Origin of the sequence: Kribbella pittospori, assembly GCF_004331465.1 — a bacterium.
Taxonomy (GTDB): Bacteria; Actinomycetota; Actinomycetes; order Propionibacteriales; family Kribbellaceae; genus Kribbella; species Kribbella pittospori.
On the sequence record NZ_SJKB01000019.1, the window covers coordinates 62,801 to 79,364 of the forward strand.

Sequence of the window (16,564 nt, forward strand, 5' to 3'; positions counted from 1 at the left end):
AGGACGGTGTGCGGCGGGGAGACTGGGGGGATGGGGGTCGCGTCGCGGTCGCCGCGTATTGCCGGGCGGGTCGAGGAGTTGGCGAACCTCTCCGCGGTGATCCAGGGGGCGGCACAGAACGAACCCGCCGCGGCATTTGTGCACGGCGAGGCGGGGGTGGGTAAGACACGGCTGGTTTCGACAGCTTGTGATCTGGCGAGCGGTGTCACCGTGCTGTGGGGGCGCTGTGTGCGCTTCGGGGCGATCGATTCACCTTATGTTCCGCTGTTCAGTGCGCTGCAGGGTTGGCTTGAGGCGGCTTCACCCGCTGTGGTTGCCGAGGTTCTGGACGCCGTGCCGGGTGCCGGGGAACTCCTGCCGTCTCTCGGCGGCGGCGGCGCGCAGAGCCCGGTGCGGCTGCTGACGGTGCTGGATGGATTGGTGACTGCCATCGCATCGCACCAGCCGACAGTGCTGGTGGTTGACGACGTTCAATGGGCAGACGTTGCCTCACGCGATGCCTTGGCCTATCTCATCAACGGATTCCGGGCCCAGCGGCTGGCAGTCATCACCACCTACCGCGACGAGGAACTCGCCGTCGGAGACCCGATGCACAGTTGGCTTGCCGACCTGCGCCGGCTGCCGCTGGTCAGAGACATTCGGCTGCAACGTCTGACCAGGGACGAGACCGAGCAGCAACTGACCCTCATCATGGGTGGCCGGCCCGAGCAACGCTTGACGGACGCTGTGGTCCAGCGCTCCGACGGGAATCCCTATCTGAGCGAACTCCTCGTCCAAGGTCTGCCTGCGAGCACGCCGGAGCTGCCCACCGACCTGCCCGCCGAGCTCGCCGGCGCGCTGCTCGCGGCCTGGCACCGGCTCTCGACGCCTGCTCGCGAACTGGTCAGGATTCTCGCCGTCGCGGGGCGGCCCAGTGGCGTCGACGACTTGACCCTGGTCGCCACCGCGTTCGGGATCGGCCCGGAGGCGCTCAGCGCCGCGCTCGTCGAGGCCACCACGCGGGGCATCGTAGTCGCTCTCGACTCGGCCACCTGTTGGTTCCGGCATCCCCTACTCGCCGAGGTCCTCTATGCCACGTTCGTTCCCGGCGAGGCAGCGCCGTACCACGCGGCGTGGGCGAAGACCCTACAGACCGAGACTGCTGCCGGAATCGACGAAGTGCGGTGGCAGGGCGACCTGGCCCTGCACTACGAGGGCGCGCACGACCTGCCGGCGTGCCTCGAAGCCTCGCTGCGCGCGGCCGACCTCGCGAAGAGGATCAAGGCGATCCGGGAGGAAGCGGTGCACCTGCGTCGCGCCGCTCGGCTGTGGCCCGCCGTGCACCCCGAGGGCAGCGATGCCGATGCCGAGGTCGACCTGCTCGAGCGAGTCGGCCGGACCACGAGTCAGGTCGGCGAGACTGACGCGAGTTACGCGGCGTGGTCTCGTGCACGTCAGTTGGTGGATCCGGCTGCCGATCCGCTGCGCGCAAGCCGTGTGCTCATCGAGTCGGCCGACAAAGCCTGGGAGACAGGCAACATCGCCGCAGAGCCGCTCGCCGAGGCGCGCCGTGCCGTCGAGCTGAGCCGGGAGTTCCCCGACAGCCCGGAGTACGCGATGGCCCTGGCCAACCTCGGCGACAGCGAAGCCTGGGTGGGCGACCTCGACTCGGCACAGCGGCACACTGACGAAGCGGTTCGGGTCGCACAGCGCTCGGAAGCCGTCGAAGCGCTGGCGATGGCGTACGACGCCCGAGCCTTCGCCTACTCGCGCGAGAAACAGTCCGATCGGGACAGTGCAGAAGCTCTACGGTTCGCCCTGCTGACAGGCGACCCATCGCTGATCGGCAAGGGGAGCTTGAGCAGATCCAACTACCTGCTTTACCGCGGGCGCGACCTCGAGAGTTGCCAGGCGGAGCTGACCGGGTTCCACCAGATGCTTGAGGCCGGCGCAACGGGTGATGCCGTCTACCTCGGTGGCTCGGCCTCCCGATGGCTGATGGAGATGGCGGAGCTGACCGAGGCTTCCGTCGTACTCCGAGAATGCCTGTCCCTCACGGGCCCGCCGAACGGGGCCGCGAAGGTTCGTCTCAACGCTTCAGTGCTGGCCGTACGGCGAGGCGACGTGGAGTTGGCGCGGATCCATCTGCAGCGGGCGAAAGAGCTGATCCCGTCCCTCGAGGATCGTCCCGGGCTGGAGGCACCCCCGATCTTGTCGGAGTACCTGCTCGCGACCGGCCGACCCGCTGCCGCCCTCGACCTGCTCGAACGCACGATGATCCCCCACTCCGTCGATCCCCGCGTCAACGACAGGATGCTGATGTGGGGTGCACGAGCCGCGGCCGACCTCGCGCAGCACGCCAGGGACCACCGCGACACGACGGGGGAGAAGGCCGCTCAGGCCCGGCTCGACGACCTCGTCCGGATACGCGACAGCATCGCCTATCCGCCCTTCGAGGTCCTCGTGACGGACGACCCGATACAGCCCGCGATGAAGGCACTCTACGTCGCGGAATCCGCGCGCTGCCACGCCGACGCCCCCACCTCCGACCTCTGGGCCGAAGCTGTCGATTGCTGCGCGGCCGCCGGGATGAAATGGCAGCAAATGGTCGCGACCTGGCGCTGGGCCGCAGCCTTGCTTGACCAAGGCGACAGTCGCCGGATCGCCGCCGGATCGCTTCGGACAGCACACCGCCTCGCAATGGATCTTGGGGCGCTTCCGCTGCGGCAACGACTGGAAGAGCTGGCCACCCTCGCCGCCATCCCGCTCGACGAGCCACAGCCGTTGCTGCCGTCGGCGTCCGAACCATCGCCCTTCGACTCGTTGACCAGCCGGGAGCAGGAGGTGCTGTCCTACCTGGTCGCGGGTCGCACCTACCCCGAGATCGCGACGGCTTTGTTCATCAGTGAGAAGACAGTCAGCACACACGTCTCGCACGTGCTCCGGAAGACCGGAACGACCTCGCGGCGCCAAGTCGCAGCGCTCGCCTTGCGGCTAAATCAAACTCTCCCTCGCTGAGGGTGCCCCGCTGCGGTCAGCCGGTGCCAGGTGGCTCGGGTGGGTTGGTTTGCGGGGAAGAAGGCTTCGACGCGGAGTTCCTGGGCGGTGACGTCGACTGGGGTGCCGATGGTGGAGACGACGGAGAACAGGTCGACCACCTGGTCGCCGAGGGCGAACTGTACGTCGAGCACGGGGACAGATGGTGCGGTGACGGATTGCCCGGCGAGTACGGCGCTGACGTCTGGGCGGGAGCGTAGGCGGCGTACGAGCTCGGCGGTGTCTCGGTCGAAGACGCCGCCAACGGCCTCGCGGGCGGCGCGTTCGAGCAGGGCCGGGGCGACCGAGGACCAGTTGAGCACGGCCGCGCGGACAGGGCCGGGCTCGATCATCAGCCGCAGCACGTTCGTCGGGTCCGGTAGTGGGTCAGGGGCGAGCAGGGTGCCGAACAGGTGCGAGGCGCCGCGGTTCGCCCGCAGTACGTTCCAGCCGCGGTCCATCACGACAGCCGGGTAGGGCTCGTGCTGCTCGAGCATCGACGCCAGCGCCTCCTCCACCCGGGCGAGCTGTGCGCTGCCGAGCGCAGCCGTCGGGTAGAGCGGGGCGAACCCGGCGGCGAGCAGCAGTCCGTTCCGTTCCCGCAGCGGTACGTCGAGGGCCTGCGCCAGCCGCACCACCATCTCCCGGCTCGGCTGGGACCGTCCGGTCTCGACGAAGCTCACGTACCGCGGTGTCGACCCGGCGGCCGAGGCGAGGTCCAGCTGGCTGAACCGCCGTACCGATCGCCAGTGCCGCAACAAGTCGCCGAACTCGGCCTCCGCCGGTGCTGCCCGCATGCGGCCCAGGATAGGCGCCGCAACGCGGCGATTCCCTTCCCCACGAGGGAATCGCGCCACCACACCGCCGCGCAGCACGCTGTCCTGACACGGCCGCGCCCGTCGGCCGCAAGGAGAGAATGATGGATCTGACTGTTCACACCACGAGTACGGCGCCCGCCGAGTCGAAGGCGCTCCTGGAAGGCATCGCCGAGGACCTCGGTTTCGTGCCGAACCTGGCGGCCGCGACGGCCACATCACCCGCGCTGCTGGCCGGGTTCGACGGGCTGCGGCGAGCGGTCGCCGGCGGAGCGCTCGACCCGGTGCTGCGAGAGACGGCCGGCCTTGCCGTCGGCGTTGCGGTCGACAACCGGTACGGCGTTGCGTTCCACAGCACCGTACTCACGGCCCTCGGCGCCACACCGGAAGACCTCGAGCGGATGCGCGCCGGAGACGAGCCCGCGGATGCCACTGCGGCGGCCGTCTACGCACTCGCACGCGAGCTCGTGCTCACCCGAGGAAAGGTTGCTGAGGGCACCGTTCGGCGTACGACCGAAGCCGGCCTGTCTGACACGGATGTGCTGGAGATCGTCGCCGAAAGCACCTTTGCCGGCCTGGTCGGCACCCTGGACAACCTCGCCGGCCGAGTCGCCCTCGACCAACCGTTGCGCCCGGCAACCTGGTCGGCACCGTAGAGACTCAGTTCGCCGGCACGGGTCCAGATGTGGTGGCCAGATGCGGCTGATCGTGTCGGCTGTGCACGAACCGGTGTGCGGCCAGCGCCCAGCCCCACATCAGCGGCAGTAGCGCGTTGCCCATCGACGTGACGTCGGTGATCGCGAAGAAGAATGGCAGGAACGCGATCAGCAGCCAGGCCGTGGTGCGGGGCCGAAAACTCCTGCGCAGCAGTGTGATTCCCAGGGCGATGCCGCCGACACCGATGAGCGCGAAGGCCACCAGTCCGACGACGAACATTTGCTCGGTCCACGGCGTGTAGTAGTCGCCGGCGACCGACAGGGTCAGGAGTGCGTACGCCGCGAGTTGGATCCGCCAGAGCCACTTCTCGACGCCTTGCGGTTGGCGGCGACGGTAAACCAGGTAAGCCGCGGCGGCGAAGGCCAGGCAGATCGGCAGCCAGATCTTTCCGTAGGTCCAATAGACGTAGTACGGGTCTGCCCAATCGAGCAGCGGTCGGAGCGCGCCGATCGCCGGTACGGCCCAGGCGCGGGTGAGCGGCAGTTCAAGATCCCCAGGATGGCTGTTGATCCGAGCCAGCGCATGCAGTTCGCCGGCGACGGTGCCGAATGCCGCCATCGCCCAGGCGGCGACACTGATGCGCCGCGCCGTCGCCGGCGTGAGGTCGGTCCCTGTGTGATGTCGCATGTCCGTCTCCTTGTCTGATGACCGGTCTGCCCGGTCCTTGCTGCGAAGGTATGGACCAGAGCCGCGTGCCGTCGTCGTGCGCGCGCAGGACCGACGTGGAACCACAGCAGGATTCCCAGCTCGTTCTCGGGGAGGAGGCCGGCGGGGTCTCGGCGGCGTACCGTCCGAGATGTGAGCCGCCGTAACTGGGTCTTCGATGTCGCCGTCGCGGCAGTGGTCGGCCTGCTGGGCCAGCTCGAGGCGTGGTGGGGGATCGGGGCCACGCACCGGCAGGGGCCGCTGTGGGCGCAGTCGCTGCTGTATGCCGTTACGGCACTACTTCTCGTAGTTCGTCGCGTACGCCCCCTCACTGTCCTAGTAGCTGTGGTGGCGGTCTCGGCGGCGGAGTTCGCCCTGTTCGGCTCGCCGGAGGGAGACGGGGTCGCGCTGGCGTCGCTGGTCGCGATCTACAGCGTCGGACGGTACGTCGAGGCGCGGCGGGCGGTGCTCGGACTCGTGCTCGGCGTTGCCCTGTGGGTCAGCTGGGCGGGCTTCGATCCGCTGAACGACGATCTCGCCGAACGCTTCGACGCGGTCGTCTGGCTCGCGCCGTGGGTGATCGCCTGGCTGGTTGGCGCGCTGGTGCGCATGACGCTGCTCTACCGCGAACAGCGGCGAGTGACCCGCGCGCAGGCCGCGTCGAGAGCCGTGGCCGAGGAGCGCAACCGGATCGCACGCGAGCTGCACGACGTCATCGGGCACAGCGTGAGCGTCATGACTGTTCAGGCCTCGGCGGTACGGCGCCGGCTCACCGACGAGCAGGTGGCCGAGCGCGAGGCGCTCGAAACCGTGGAGGCGGTTGGGCGCGAGGCGCTCGCCGAGATGCGGCGGATGGTCGGAGTGCTCCGCCACGGCGAGGACACCTCCGCCGACCAGGAACGCGAGCCGGTCCCTGGGCTGGATCAACTCGACCGGCTCGTCGGCAAGTTCCGCTCTGCCGGGCTGCCCGTCGAGCTCCTGGTCACAGGGGAGGCCCGGAGCCTCGCGCCGGGGCTGGACCTGACGGCATACCGGCTCGTGCAGGAGGGGCTGACCAACACCTTCCGGCACGCACAGAATCCGCACCGCGCCGAGGTGATGATCGACTACGGACTGGACCGGCTCCAGCTCGCAGTGCGCGACGACGGCCAGCCATCACGGCCGGCCCAAGCCCAGCATCGCGAGGCCGGCAACGGCCTGCTCGGTCTGCGCGAGCGGGTCGCGATCTACGGCGGCTCGCTCGTCGCGCAGACCCGGCCGGAGGGTGGCTTCGAGTTGGTCGCCATGCTGCCGTTGGAGCCGACATGAGCCACTCGGTATCTCCATCAACAGACTCGCGTGCTGCCGGCACCATCGGCGCGCTGATCGTCGACGACCAGGCGCTGGTTCGGGCCGGGTTCCGCATGATCCTCGAAATCGAGCCGGACATCACCATTGTCGGCGAGGCTGCCGACGGCGCCCAGGCGCTCGAGCTGGCCGCACAGCTGCGCCCCGACATCGTGCTGATGGACGTACGGATGCCCACCATGGATGGCATCGAGGCCACTCGCCGCCTACTGGCCGACCCCACCAGCCGATCGCGGGTCATCATGCTGACGACCTTCGACACCGACCAATACGTCTTCGACGCGCTCCGGGCCGGAGCGAGTGGATTCCTGATCAAGGACGCGCGGCCCGAACTGCTGGTCGCAGGAATCCGCGCCGTGCACACCGGTGAATCCCTGCTCGCTCCGTCCGTGACCCGCCGAATGATCGAGTCGTTCCTTCAGCAACCGCGGACGACCGATGCCGCCGGGCTCGCCCGGTATGAGACGCTCACCGCTCGAGAACAGGAAACGCTGCGACACCTGGCCCGCGGACTGACGAACTCCGAGATCGCCGCGACCCTGTTCGTGTCGGAAACAACGGTGAAGACCCACGTCGGGCACGTCTTGATGAAACTCGGCCTGCGCGACCGGGTGCAGGCCGTCATCTACGCCTACGAAGCCGGATTGGTCACCCGGCTCAGCTAGTCAGGACGCGGGATCTCAGGGCGAGGTCGTCCATTGTTTCCAGGACGCGCAGGTGGGTGACGCGGACCGGGATTCGCAGGGGTTGGAAGGTTGCCACGAGGTGGCGGAGTTCGGCGTACGCCTTGCCGGTGACGTCTGAGGTCAGCTGGAGGTAGCCCGCCAGCAGCGGCCGGTCGGCGGCGAGCGCTAGGGCGGCTTGTTCGTTGGCCGGCTCGACCGGAAGGTAGATGCGGCCGGTGTTGAACTGGCCGATCCACGGTCCGCGGATGACGAGATCGATCGGTACGTCGAGGGTTCGTGGTTCGTCACTGCCGTGGACGAGTGTCGCGTGGACCCGGTCGGCTCTCAGCTCGAGTCCTCGCCACCACACCAGCTCGGCCAGACTGGAATCAGCCAGCGCCGACAGGAACGGCTCCGGGCGCGGGTCCGGTAGTGGGACGACCAATGAGCGCGCGGGCGGCCAGAACTCACCCGGCCCGGGATCCGGCCCGAGCTGATCGCGAGGCCGGTCGGTGAGTAGCGGGAGATGCCGCGTCCGATAGCGCTCGTCCAGCCGCAGTACGTCGTACTTGTCCCACTCGTACTGCTGGCCGGCCAGCACGCTCAACACATCAGGCATCGCGATCCCCCAACCGGCCGAGGAGCCCCTCGAGTCTGGACCGAATCTCGGTGTCATCGCCCTCGACCTCGACCAGCTTGTCCCGGCTGGTCGCGCCTCGCACAAGTGTCACGGCAGTACGTCGTACGCCGAACGCCGCCGCGATCGCCTCCAGGCCCGCCTTCGTCGCCTGACCTTCCACCGCACGGGCCGCCACCGCGACCACCAGGGCCGGGCCGGCCGGACCGTCGTACCGGCCACCGACGGCGGTCCGCGAGGCGCCCGCCTTGACCCGCAACAGAATTCTCATGCTGTTCAGGCGCGCCAGCGGTTGGTCAGTTCGTCGTTGGTAGGAGGCGGTCCTGGGAGTTCCGGCGCGCCGCCCGGTTGTTCTCCGGAACGGTGCATCGCCTCCAGCATGAGGGTGAGGTAGCGGTGCCGGAGCTGGTTCGTCCGGGCCTCGTCGCCGAACTTGATCGACGTGATCTGCTCCAGGATCACCCCGAAGTCCTCGACCACGATCCCCGGCCGGAAGTGCTCCTTCGTCCGGGTGTAGATCGCCTGGTTCAGCTCAGCGGCCCGGGCGGCGTCCTGCCAGAGGTCGGGCGTCGGGGTGAACGTCCCCGCCAGCCGCTGGGTCAGTGAGTTGGTGTCGGCGTCGACCAGCGCGTGCAGGAACCCTCCGAATGCGACCCATGGCTCTCGGTCGTCGGCAAGAGCCTTCTCCGACTCCTCGATGTACCGCGCCAGTCCGTCGCTGCAGAGCTTGCGAAGCAGCTCCTCCTTGCTCGCGTAGCGCCGGTAGAGCGCGCTGATACCGACCCCGGCACGCTCCGCGACTGCAGAAATCGGGGCACCGGGATCGGCGATGAACACCGCCCGGGCCGCGCCCAGGATCACCTCGTCGTTGCGGGCCGCCTGGGCCTGCCGGCCGCTGAGAGCTTTCGTCATGTCACCAAGGTTACCACTTGAACGGAATGCTCCGTTCCGCTAGAGTTGGAACAGAACAGTTCGTTCCGTTTGAAGCTGGAGCCGATGATGACCGCAATCGCAGTACTCCCCAGCAGCAGCACAGCAGCAGTCGAGACCGCCCCGCGCGCCCGGCGCTGGCTCGCCTTCTCCGCGGTCATCACCGCGTCGGTGATGGACCTCCTCGATTCGACCGTGATGAACGTCGCCGCCCCCGGCATCCGCGCCGACCTCGGCGGCTCCTACGCGAGCCTCCAGTGGATGGCCGCCGGCTACACGATGGCCCTGGCCGTCCTGCTCCTCGTCGGCGGCCGCCTCGGTGACATGGTCGGCCGGAAGCAGGCGCTGCTCATCGGTGTCGGCGGGTTCACCGTGATCTCGTTCCTGTGCGGCCTCGCGGTGTCGTCGGAGATGCTGATCGCCGCGCGCGTCGTCCAGGGCGCGTTCGCCGCCATCATGTTGCCGCAGGGCTTCGGACTGGCCCGAGACCTGTTCGATCCGGACGAGCGAGCCAAGGCGTTCGGATTCTTCGGTCCGGTGATGGGTCTGTCAGCGGTGGTCGGTCCGATCATCGGCGGCACGCTGCTCGACGCGGATCTGCTCGGGACCGGCTGGCGAGCGATCTTCCTGGTGAACATCCCGGTCGGCATCTTCACCTTCGTCGTCGCGGCGAAGTGCCTGCCGAACACCAGGCCCGCCGACGGCAAGATCTCGCTGGACATTCCCGGGCTGCTGATCGCCGGGGCCGGCTTGGTTGCCCTGGTCTACCCGCTGGTGCAGGGGCACGAGATCGGCTGGCCGCTGTGGTCGAAGGCTCTGCTGGTCGCCTCGGTGCCGGTGCTCGCCGGGTTCGGTGCGTACCAGTCCCGCCGGCAGCGCAGCGGCGCGACCCCGCTGATCGAGCCGCGGCTGCTGCGGAGCCGCTCGTACCTGTCCGGCGTACTGTTCGCGGTCGTCTTCTTCGGTGCGATGGCCGGCACGTTCGTCCTGGGCATGTTCCTCCAGGTCGGCCTTGGCTACACCCCGATCCACGCCAGCCTGGCGATGGCGCCGTGGGCGTTCGGGGCGCTGATCGGCTCGGCGGTCTCCGGGATGGCGATGCAGAAGTACGGCCGCAAGCTGCTGCACATCGGCCTCGCGCTGATGGCGATCGGTCTCACCGGCCTGTACGGCGTACTGGCGCTGACCGGACTGAACGTCGGGCACTGGGACCTGGTGGCCCCCAACCTGATCGGCGGGGCCGGGATGGGCATGGTCTTCGTCCCGCTGTTCGACATCATCCTGGGCGGCGTCCGCGACAAGGAGGTCGGCTCGGCCACGGGCATGCTGGGTTCGCTCGAGCAGGTCGGGATCGCGCTCGGCATCGCGGTGATCGGGACCATCTTCATGGGCAAGGTCGCCGACGCCGAGCCCGCGACCCGCTCCGCGGCCGCCCTCGACGGCACCCAGACGGCCCTACTGGCAACCGTCGGCGGGATCGCACTCGCCTTCGCGGTCGGCTTCCTCCTCCCCAAGACTGCCCGCACCGGCGTAGAGCACTGATGCCCGTCGCCCTCGGCCTCGCAGAAAGCGGTGGCCGGGGGCGGGCGCGGGCGACAATCGGGGACTATGCGTTCGGATCGACTGTTGCCGCGAGCGACGCCGTCCTCGCAAGGGATTGACGCCGGGGGTCTGACGGACTTGCTGGACCGGTTGGAGGAGCGGTCGATCGAGTGTCATTCGATCGTCGTGGTGCGGCACGGTCAGGTCGTCGCGGAGGGCTGGTGGGCGCCGTACTCGGCCGACCGTCCGCACCTGCTGTACTCGATGACGAAGTCGTTCGTCGGCATCGCGGTCGGCCTGGCGATCGACGACGGGCGACTCGCGCTCGGCGACCGGGTGGTCGATGTCCTCGCCGACCATGTGCCTCAGCCGATGCCGGAGTGGGCCGGGCAGCTCACCGTCCATCACCTGCTGAGTATGTCGACCGGGCACACGGAGGATGTCCTCGAAGACGCGTGGGCACTCGAGCCGGATGACCTGGTGCGTGGTCTGCTGCGGATCGTCCCGGAGGAACCGGTCGGGTCGCGCCACGCGTACAACAACCCGACCACCTTCGTCCTGGCCCGGATGGTGGAGCGCGTCACCGGCCGGACTGTGCCGGACCTGTTGGAGCAGCGGCTGTTCGGCCCGCTGGGCATTCGAGGCGCCGTGTGGGAGCGGGTGGGGAGTGGCGCAACATTCGGCTTCCACGGCTTGTATCTGACCACCGAAGCGGTGGCCGCGTTCGGCGAGCTATTGCTCCGTGGGGGTCGGTGGCACGACCGGCAGTTGGTGTCCCGGGAGTGGGTGGAGCTGGCGACGCGGCGACAGATCGAGACCCAGCAGTTCGAGGACGGATCGCGTGCGGCGGACTGGCTGCACGGGTACGGCTATCAGTTCTGGAGGTCGCGACACGGGTATCGCGCCGACGGTGCGATGGGTCAGTTCTGTCTCGTCCTGCCCGAATCCGACGTTGTCGTGGCGATCACCGCGGCGACAACCGACATGCAGGTCCTGCTTGACGCCGTCTGGGACTGCTTGTTGCCGAGCCTGGACCGGCGTGGGAACGAGTCGAGCGACCAGAGGCTCGCAACCCGGCTCCGCGCTCTCGCCCTGCCGATGATCTCCGGCCGACATCGCCCCGACGCGGAAGTCAGGGCAATCGTGGACGAGTCCGTTCTGCCGCCGGGGTCCTCGATCGCCGTACAACCGTGCGCCGGCGGCTGGACCCTGCGGATCGAAGCCGAGGGCACCACATTCGACGTCGCCGTAGGCCACGACGAGTGGCGCGAGAGCTCACCCCTGGGCCGGCCGATCGTGGCGGCCGGCGGCTGGCACGACGAAACCTTCGTCGCGGACCTGTACGTCATCACCAGCCCCAGCAGGGTCCGAGTCCGAATCGAGTCAGGTCGCGCCAGCACCACCTGGAACATCCCACCGCTCGTAGGCCCAAACCTCCTCCACCAACTCCGCGGCGCCCTGATAACCCGCCCCGACCGATCCTGAATCCCACACCCCTGCCGTCCTACCTGGCCCGTCAACGGCCGGGGCTGATCAGTCCTGTCTCGTAGGCGAGGACGACAACCTGCACCCGGCTGCGGAGGTCGAGCTTGGCCAGGATGTGGTTCACGTGCGTCTTCACCGTTGCCTCGCTGACGACCAGGGAAGCGGCAATCTGCTCGTTCGACAGGCCGCGCGCGATCTCCGTGAGCACGTGGACCTCACGCGGTGTCAGTGCTGCCAGTTCGGTCGGCAGACCCCGCACAGGCGGCGGTCTGCTGATGTGCTCCTCGATCAGTCGCCGGGTGATGCCGGGCGCGAGCAGCGCGTCCCCCGCGGCCACTGTGCGGATTCCCGCGGCGAGGAGATCGGGCGGCGTGGCCTTCAGCAGGAAACCGGCGGCGCCGGCACGGAGCGCGTCGTACACGTACTCGTCCAGATCGTAAGTGGTCAGCATCAGGATCTTGGTCCGGCAGCCGAGCCGGGTCAGTTCGCGGGTCGCACCGATGCCGTCCAGTACGGGCATCCGGATGTCCATCAGGACGACGTCTGCCTCGGTACGCCGTACTGCGCTGATCGCTTGCCTGCCATCCGCGACCTCCGCCACCACGGTGAAGCCACGGGCCTGCAACACGAGCGCCAGCCCGGACCGCACCAATTCCTGGTCATCGGCGATCACGACACTGTTCATCGGGCCTCGGACACGAGCGGCAGGCTGGCGGTGAGGACGAAGCGTCCGTCGTCCGTCAGACCGTGGATGAGCCGGCCGTCGAACACCGCGATGCGTTCGGCCATTCCGAGGAGTCCGAGCCCGCCGCCGCCCGACCGGCCGGAAGTGCGGTTCTCGATGCCGATGACCAGCGCCGTCGCCGAACGGGAGACGCTGACCGACGCCATGCGATCGGTCGCGTACCGCAGTGAGTTGGTCAGCGCCTCCTGCACGATCCGATAGGCCGAGATGTCGATGCCGGACGGCAAAGTGTCCAGCTGCCCTTCGACGGTCAGGTCCACCCGCAAGCCCCGGCGCCGGAAGCGGTCCACCAGCTCGGACAGGTGATCCAGTCCCAGGTCCGGAGCGAGCCCGAGCTCGTCGTCGGTGTCGCGGATCAGCCGCAGCAGCCGACCGGTCTCACCGAGAGCCTCGCGCCCCGCGGTCATCACCTCGTCGATCGCCGTCTCCGCCCCGTCCGCATCGCGCCGTACCAGGTCGCGAGCAGCAGCGGCCTGCACCACCATCGCGCTCACCGAGTGCGCGATGACGTCGTGCAGCTCGCGTGCGATGCGCGCTCGTTCGGCCGTGATCGCCTCTCGCCGGACCATCTCCTGGTGCCTGACAAGCAGCTCGGCCTGCTCGGCCAGCCGGGCGTTCCGGTTGTCCAGAGAACGCATCAGCAGGCCGAACGCGTAAGGCGGCAGTACGACGGCCGAGACGAACACCAGGTCGGCGACATCCCAGGGTCGATCGAGCCGAAGATAGCCCCAGAACAGAGCCGCAAGGAACAGCCCGATGGGCACCAGCGCGCGGACCCCACTGATCCGCCGGGCCAGCGTGAAGGTTGCGAGCGCAAGAATGAGGATGGGCGCGGCCGCATCGTCGACGCGACCCACGACCGGGGTGACGAGCACGACGCCCGCGAGAGTGCAGGCCGTCAGAGGAAACCGCTTGCGCAGAACGAGCAACGCACAAGCGATCCAGTCGACAGCCAGCGCCGCGCCGGTGCCCGGAAGATCGAGGGCCAGGAGCTCGACGGTGGCGACGACGCCCAATGTGGCCGGCACAGCGGCCTCGCGCAGCGCCGGCGGAAGTCCCCACCCCACGCCTCGATGCTAGATCCACCTGCCGCTCGGCGCGTCAACCAAACGGTGGAGAACAAGCCAATCCCGAAGCCGACGCCCAGGACGCAGCACCAGACCTACCGTCGACGCAAATGATCCGACCGGGGAGGCAGAGATGGACCACGAACATGGGCTGGTCAGAAGGCTGGCATGGCCGGCAGTAGGGATTGCGGTCGTACTTGCGCCGCTGCACGCACTGGCACGGTTCGCGACAGCGGACGGAAAGGAAGACCTGGACAGCGGCGTCGTCCGCTTCTGGGCCGAGCCAGCGGCGCGCGCGTTGCAGCCACTGCTGGACTGGTCGGACGCCGACACGGTCTACCGCGCGTACGGCAAGGCGTGGCCGGTTCTCATCGCCGCTGCCATCGTCAGTGCGGTGCTGGTCAGACGCAGCCGTCGTCCAGGACGCCTCGAGCGCTGGGGCTGGCGACTGACTCTGCCCGGTCTCACCCTGATGGCTCTGGGGCTGTTCGGGTTCTTCTGGCTCGGGCGAGATGCCGCCTACGTTGTGGCCGGCCTCCCCGGATTCCTGCTGGCAATAGTCGGTTCGGTGATGCTCGGTATCGCATTCCTTCGCGACGGCTTTCGACCCTGGCTCGTTCCGGCGCTGCTGCTCGCCTGGTTGCCGCTGGACCTCGCGCTGAGCGGTGTGCTTTCCGCAGGGGCCGGCACGGTACCGATGATGGCTGCGTGGGCGCTGGCGGTACGGACAGTACGCCGCGACGCGGTCAGCCGATCGGCACGGCCGGGCGCTCTCCCATCCGGCGGCCCCGTCGCGTGAGCCTGGGGCAGGTGGTGTGTTCGCGGATTTCGGGGTGGGTTGGGTCTTGGTTGTTGATGGTGATGGTGGCGGCTGTGGTGGGGTTGTGTTGGGCTTGGTAGGTGCGCCAGCCGGGGATGTACTGCGTTTCGAACTGGTGGCGGACGGCGTCGGGGCCGCCGTCTTGGGCTTGGTCGCGGAGTATGCCGCGGCGGAGCATCTCGGGCTCGTCGATGTGTAGGTAGATGGTGAAGTCCCAATAGGGGCGTAGGGCGGACTGGAGCAGGAACACGCCGTCGACGAGGAGTACTGCGTTGGGCGGTGCGGTGCCGGTGGTGCCGTCTGCGGTGCGGTAGTGCCGGTCGCCGTCTGGTCCGAGGGGGATGAGCAGTTCGGTGGTTAGCGCGGCGAGGTCGAAGTTGTCGTCGAAGTAGCCCGCTGGTTGGACTGTGGGTCGGATGTAGTCGTCGACGGTGGCGCGGATCGTTGGCCGGACCCCGGACAGGGCGACGGCGAGTTCGTCGGCCAGCGTGGTCTTGCCGGCGGTATCGGGGCCGTCCACCGCGACACGGACCGGATGAGCTTGAGTGACGTTGACGATCAGCTCGACCAAGTGCGTCAAGACGTCCTGTCGCCTCATCGTGGGCTCAGTTGGTCTGGGGTGACTCCGGTCCACTCGAGCAGGGTGGCGAGGTCGAAGGGCCGGTGCTCGGGCTGGGCCGCGGCGGGCGCGTGCAGTGCGCGGGCTGCCGCGGCGATCCCGAAGGCCGTCGTACGGAATCGCAGTTCCAGGACCGGATCGTCGTTCGGCTCGCAGAGGAAGACCTCGAGGCCGTCGGGGTAAACGATCACCGGGGAATCGCAGATCGCGACTGCGCGCGATGCACGAACTCGTCCAGCAGCCCGGCCATCGGTGTGGCCAGCTTGGGTGAGGTCACGGACAGTTCGATGTACGGGAAGGCGTCGGGGATGCGGTGCGTGAACGTGAGGGTCAGTGTGTCGCCGAAGTTGGAGGACCTCTTCTTCGCGCAGTAGTTCCACTCGTCGCAGTCCTCGTCGAGCAGCAGCAACTCGCCGAGCTCGTCCTCCCGCGCACCCATGTCGGAGTCAAACACTCCAAGATCGACAGACACAATGCCGCGGCGCTCAGGTCAAATGGAGTACGTCGGGGAAGCCCAACATCGTGACCAGGGTGGGGTCGTGGAACTTGGTGACGGCCGAGATGCCGGTGGGGGTGGGGGTGAGTACGACGGCGCCGTCGGGGTGGAGGGTGCCGTCTGGGGTTCGGTGGTAGACGACGGCAGCGGGTTGGCCGTTGGCGGTGGTGGGGATCATGCGCCAGTCGCCGGGCGCGCCTAGAACGTACGCGTCGAGAACGTGGATGCACATCGCCCGGCCCGACTGCCAGTCGCGGAACGGGGTTGCCTCCAGCGTGGCGTCTGCGCGGAGGACTTGTTCCAGCAGACTGGCATCGGAGCGTTCGAAGGCCGCGATGTAGCCGTCGAGCAGGGCACGTGCTCGTTGGTCCGCCGGCTCGAGCAGTTCCGCGGGGTTCGGCTGCAACTCGTCGAGCCGGGCGCGGCCGCGCTGCAGACCGCTCTTGACCGCCGCGACGGTGGTGTCGAGGATCTCCGCCGTCTCCGCCGCGGAGAACGCCAGTACGTCGCGCAGGATCAGGATCGCCCGTTGGCGAGCGGGCAGGTGCTGCAGACTGGCGATGAGCGCGAGCCGCACCGACTCACGTGCGACCACGACCGCGGCCGGATCATCGGCGGGCGCGGCGATCCACTGGTCCGGCAGCGGTTCCAGCCAGGAGACCTCGCCCGGTGCAAAGAGACTCGGCTCGCGATCGGGTCCGTCGTACGGGCCTGCCAGACCCGAGGGGAGCACCCGGATCGGGCGCGGCTTCAGTGCCCTCAGGCAGACGTTGGTGGCGATCTTGTAGAGCCACGACCGCATCGACGCTCGACCCTCGAAGCCGGCGTACGACCGCCACGCCCGCAGATAGGTCTCCTGCACCAGGTCCTCAGCATCGTTCGCCGAGCCGGCCATGCGATAGCAGTGCGCCAGCAACTCCCGGCGGTACCGCGCGGTCTCGGCGGTGAACGTGTCCTGATCCGGCGCCGCCCGCGGATGCGATGTCACGTCGCGAGCCTAGCCATCAGATCTCGCATCC

At 68.6% G+C, this 16,564-nt stretch carries 18 protein-coding genes; 7 read left to right on the plus strand and 11 right to left on the minus strand.

Annotation, left to right across the window (positions count from 1 at the left end; translation table 11 throughout):
* Window positions 1–30: 30 nt before the first annotated feature.
* Window positions 31–2,997, plus strand: a complete 2,967-nt coding sequence (locus tag E0H73_RS38900) for a helix-turn-helix transcriptional regulator (protein ID WP_131365159.1) — start codon at window positions 31–33, stop codon at window positions 2,995–2,997.
* Here E0H73_RS38900 and E0H73_RS38905 read toward each other — a convergent pair.
* Entirely contained in the window at window positions 2,979–3,812 is an 834-nt protein-coding gene (locus E0H73_RS38905; RefSeq protein WP_165555994.1) for a helix-turn-helix domain-containing protein, read from the minus strand. The genes E0H73_RS38900 and E0H73_RS38905 overlap by 19 nt on opposite strands.
* Window positions 3,813–3,934: 122 nt before the next feature.
* On the opposite strand from E0H73_RS38905, the gene E0H73_RS38910 reads away from it, so the two are divergent.
* The gene (locus E0H73_RS38910; RefSeq protein WP_165555995.1) at window positions 3,935–4,486 is read left to right on the plus strand and encodes a carboxymuconolactone decarboxylase family protein; all 552 of its coding nucleotides are present in this window, start codon (window positions 3,935–3,937) and stop codon (window positions 4,484–4,486) included.
* Window positions 4,487–4,490: 4 nt separating this feature from the next.
* Here E0H73_RS38910 and E0H73_RS38915 read toward each other — a convergent pair whose 3' ends face one another.
* Window positions 4,491–5,174, minus strand: a complete 684-nt coding sequence (locus E0H73_RS38915; RefSeq protein WP_131365164.1) for a hypothetical protein — start codon at window positions 5,172–5,174, stop codon at window positions 4,491–4,493.
* Between the two features lie 171 nt (window positions 5,175–5,345).
* Here E0H73_RS38915 and E0H73_RS38920 point away from each other — a divergent pair, with 171 nt between their 5' ends.
* Window positions 5,346–6,500, plus strand: coding sequence for a sensor histidine kinase (locus tag E0H73_RS38920; protein WP_131365166.1), 1,155 nt, complete (start codon window positions 5,346–5,348; stop codon window positions 6,498–6,500).
* Window positions 6,497–7,204 carry a response regulator gene (locus E0H73_RS38925; protein ID WP_131365168.1) on the plus strand — a complete coding sequence of 236 codons (708 nt, stop codon included), beginning with the start codon at window positions 6,497–6,499 and terminating at the stop codon, window positions 7,202–7,204. Before E0H73_RS38920 ends, E0H73_RS38925 begins: the two co-directional genes overlap by 4 nt.
* On the opposite strand, the gene E0H73_RS38930 is transcribed toward E0H73_RS38925, so the two are convergent.
* Genes E0H73_RS38930 through E0H73_RS38940 form a run of 3 tightly spaced genes read right to left on the minus strand, consistent with a single transcriptional unit; the run spans window position 7,197 to window position 8,753 of the window.
* Window positions 7,197–7,823, minus strand: coding sequence for a hypothetical protein (locus E0H73_RS38930; RefSeq protein WP_131365169.1), 627 nt, complete (start codon window positions 7,821–7,823; stop codon window positions 7,197–7,199). The two genes, E0H73_RS38925 and E0H73_RS38930, sit on opposite strands and share 8 nt — an antisense overlap.
* Entirely contained in the window at window positions 7,816–8,112 is a 297-nt protein-coding gene (locus tag E0H73_RS38935; protein ID WP_131365171.1) for a DUF167 domain-containing protein, read from the minus strand. The genes E0H73_RS38930 and E0H73_RS38935 overlap by 8 nt, the downstream gene beginning before the upstream one ends.
* Before the next feature lie 5 nt (window positions 8,113–8,117).
* Entirely contained in the window at window positions 8,118–8,753 is a 636-nt protein-coding gene (locus E0H73_RS38940) for a TetR/AcrR family transcriptional regulator (protein ID WP_131365172.1), read from the minus strand.
* Window positions 8,754–8,837: 84 nt separating this feature from the next.
* On the opposite strand from E0H73_RS38940, the gene E0H73_RS38945 reads away from it, so the two are divergent.
* Complete coding sequence (locus E0H73_RS38945) at window positions 8,838–10,313, plus strand: MFS transporter (RefSeq protein ID WP_238164559.1); 1,476 nt, start codon at window positions 8,838–8,840, stop codon at window positions 10,311–10,313.
* A 66-nt stretch (window positions 10,314–10,379) separates the two neighbouring features.
* Window positions 10,380–11,798, plus strand: coding sequence for a serine hydrolase domain-containing protein (locus E0H73_RS38950; RefSeq protein WP_202867780.1), 1,419 nt, complete (start codon window positions 10,380–10,382; stop codon window positions 11,796–11,798).
* A gap of 31 nt (window positions 11,799–11,829) precedes the next feature.
* Here the strand turns inward: E0H73_RS38950 and E0H73_RS38955 are convergent, their stop codons facing one another.
* Together E0H73_RS38955 and E0H73_RS38960 are read right to left on the minus strand one after the other, a co-directional pair.
* Window positions 11,830–12,483, minus strand: coding sequence for a response regulator (locus tag E0H73_RS38955; RefSeq protein ID WP_131365174.1), 654 nt, complete (start codon window positions 12,481–12,483; stop codon window positions 11,830–11,832).
* Window positions 12,480–13,610 carry a sensor histidine kinase gene (locus tag E0H73_RS38960; protein WP_131365176.1) on the minus strand — a complete coding sequence of 377 codons (1,131 nt, stop codon included), beginning with the start codon at window positions 13,608–13,610 and terminating at the stop codon, window positions 12,480–12,482. The genes E0H73_RS38955 and E0H73_RS38960 overlap by 4 nt, the downstream gene beginning before the upstream one ends.
* A gap of 133 nt (window positions 13,611–13,743) precedes the next feature.
* Here E0H73_RS38960 and E0H73_RS38965 point away from each other — a divergent pair, with 133 nt between their 5' ends.
* On the plus strand, window positions 13,744–14,409 hold the full coding sequence (locus E0H73_RS38965) for a hypothetical protein (protein WP_131365177.1): 666 nt from the start codon (window positions 13,744–13,746) through the stop codon (window positions 14,407–14,409).
* Here E0H73_RS38965 and E0H73_RS38970 read toward each other — a convergent pair.
* From E0H73_RS38970 to E0H73_RS38985, 4 genes are read right to left on the minus strand one after another with little or no spacing between them, the layout of a single operon-like run.
* Window positions 14,357–15,028: a nucleoside/nucleotide kinase family protein gene (locus tag E0H73_RS38970; RefSeq protein WP_131365179.1), complete on the minus strand. Its 672-nt coding sequence runs from the start codon at window positions 15,026–15,028 to the stop codon at window positions 14,357–14,359. The two genes, E0H73_RS38965 and E0H73_RS38970, sit on opposite strands and share 53 nt — an antisense overlap.
* On the minus strand, window positions 15,025–15,240 hold the full coding sequence (locus E0H73_RS38975) for a hypothetical protein (protein WP_131365181.1): 216 nt from the start codon (window positions 15,238–15,240) through the stop codon (window positions 15,025–15,027). The genes E0H73_RS38970 and E0H73_RS38975 overlap by 4 nt, the downstream gene beginning before the upstream one ends.
* A complete protein-coding gene (locus E0H73_RS38980; RefSeq protein ID WP_131365183.1) occupies window positions 15,237–15,503 on the minus strand; it encodes a hypothetical protein in 267 nt (88 codons plus the stop codon). Before E0H73_RS38980 ends, E0H73_RS38975 begins: the two co-directional genes overlap by 4 nt.
* A 31-nt stretch (window positions 15,504–15,534) precedes the next feature.
* Entirely contained in the window at window positions 15,535–16,533 is a 999-nt protein-coding gene (locus E0H73_RS38985) for an RNA polymerase subunit sigma-70 (protein ID WP_131365185.1), read from the minus strand.
* Window positions 16,534–16,564 lie beyond the last annotated feature (31 nt).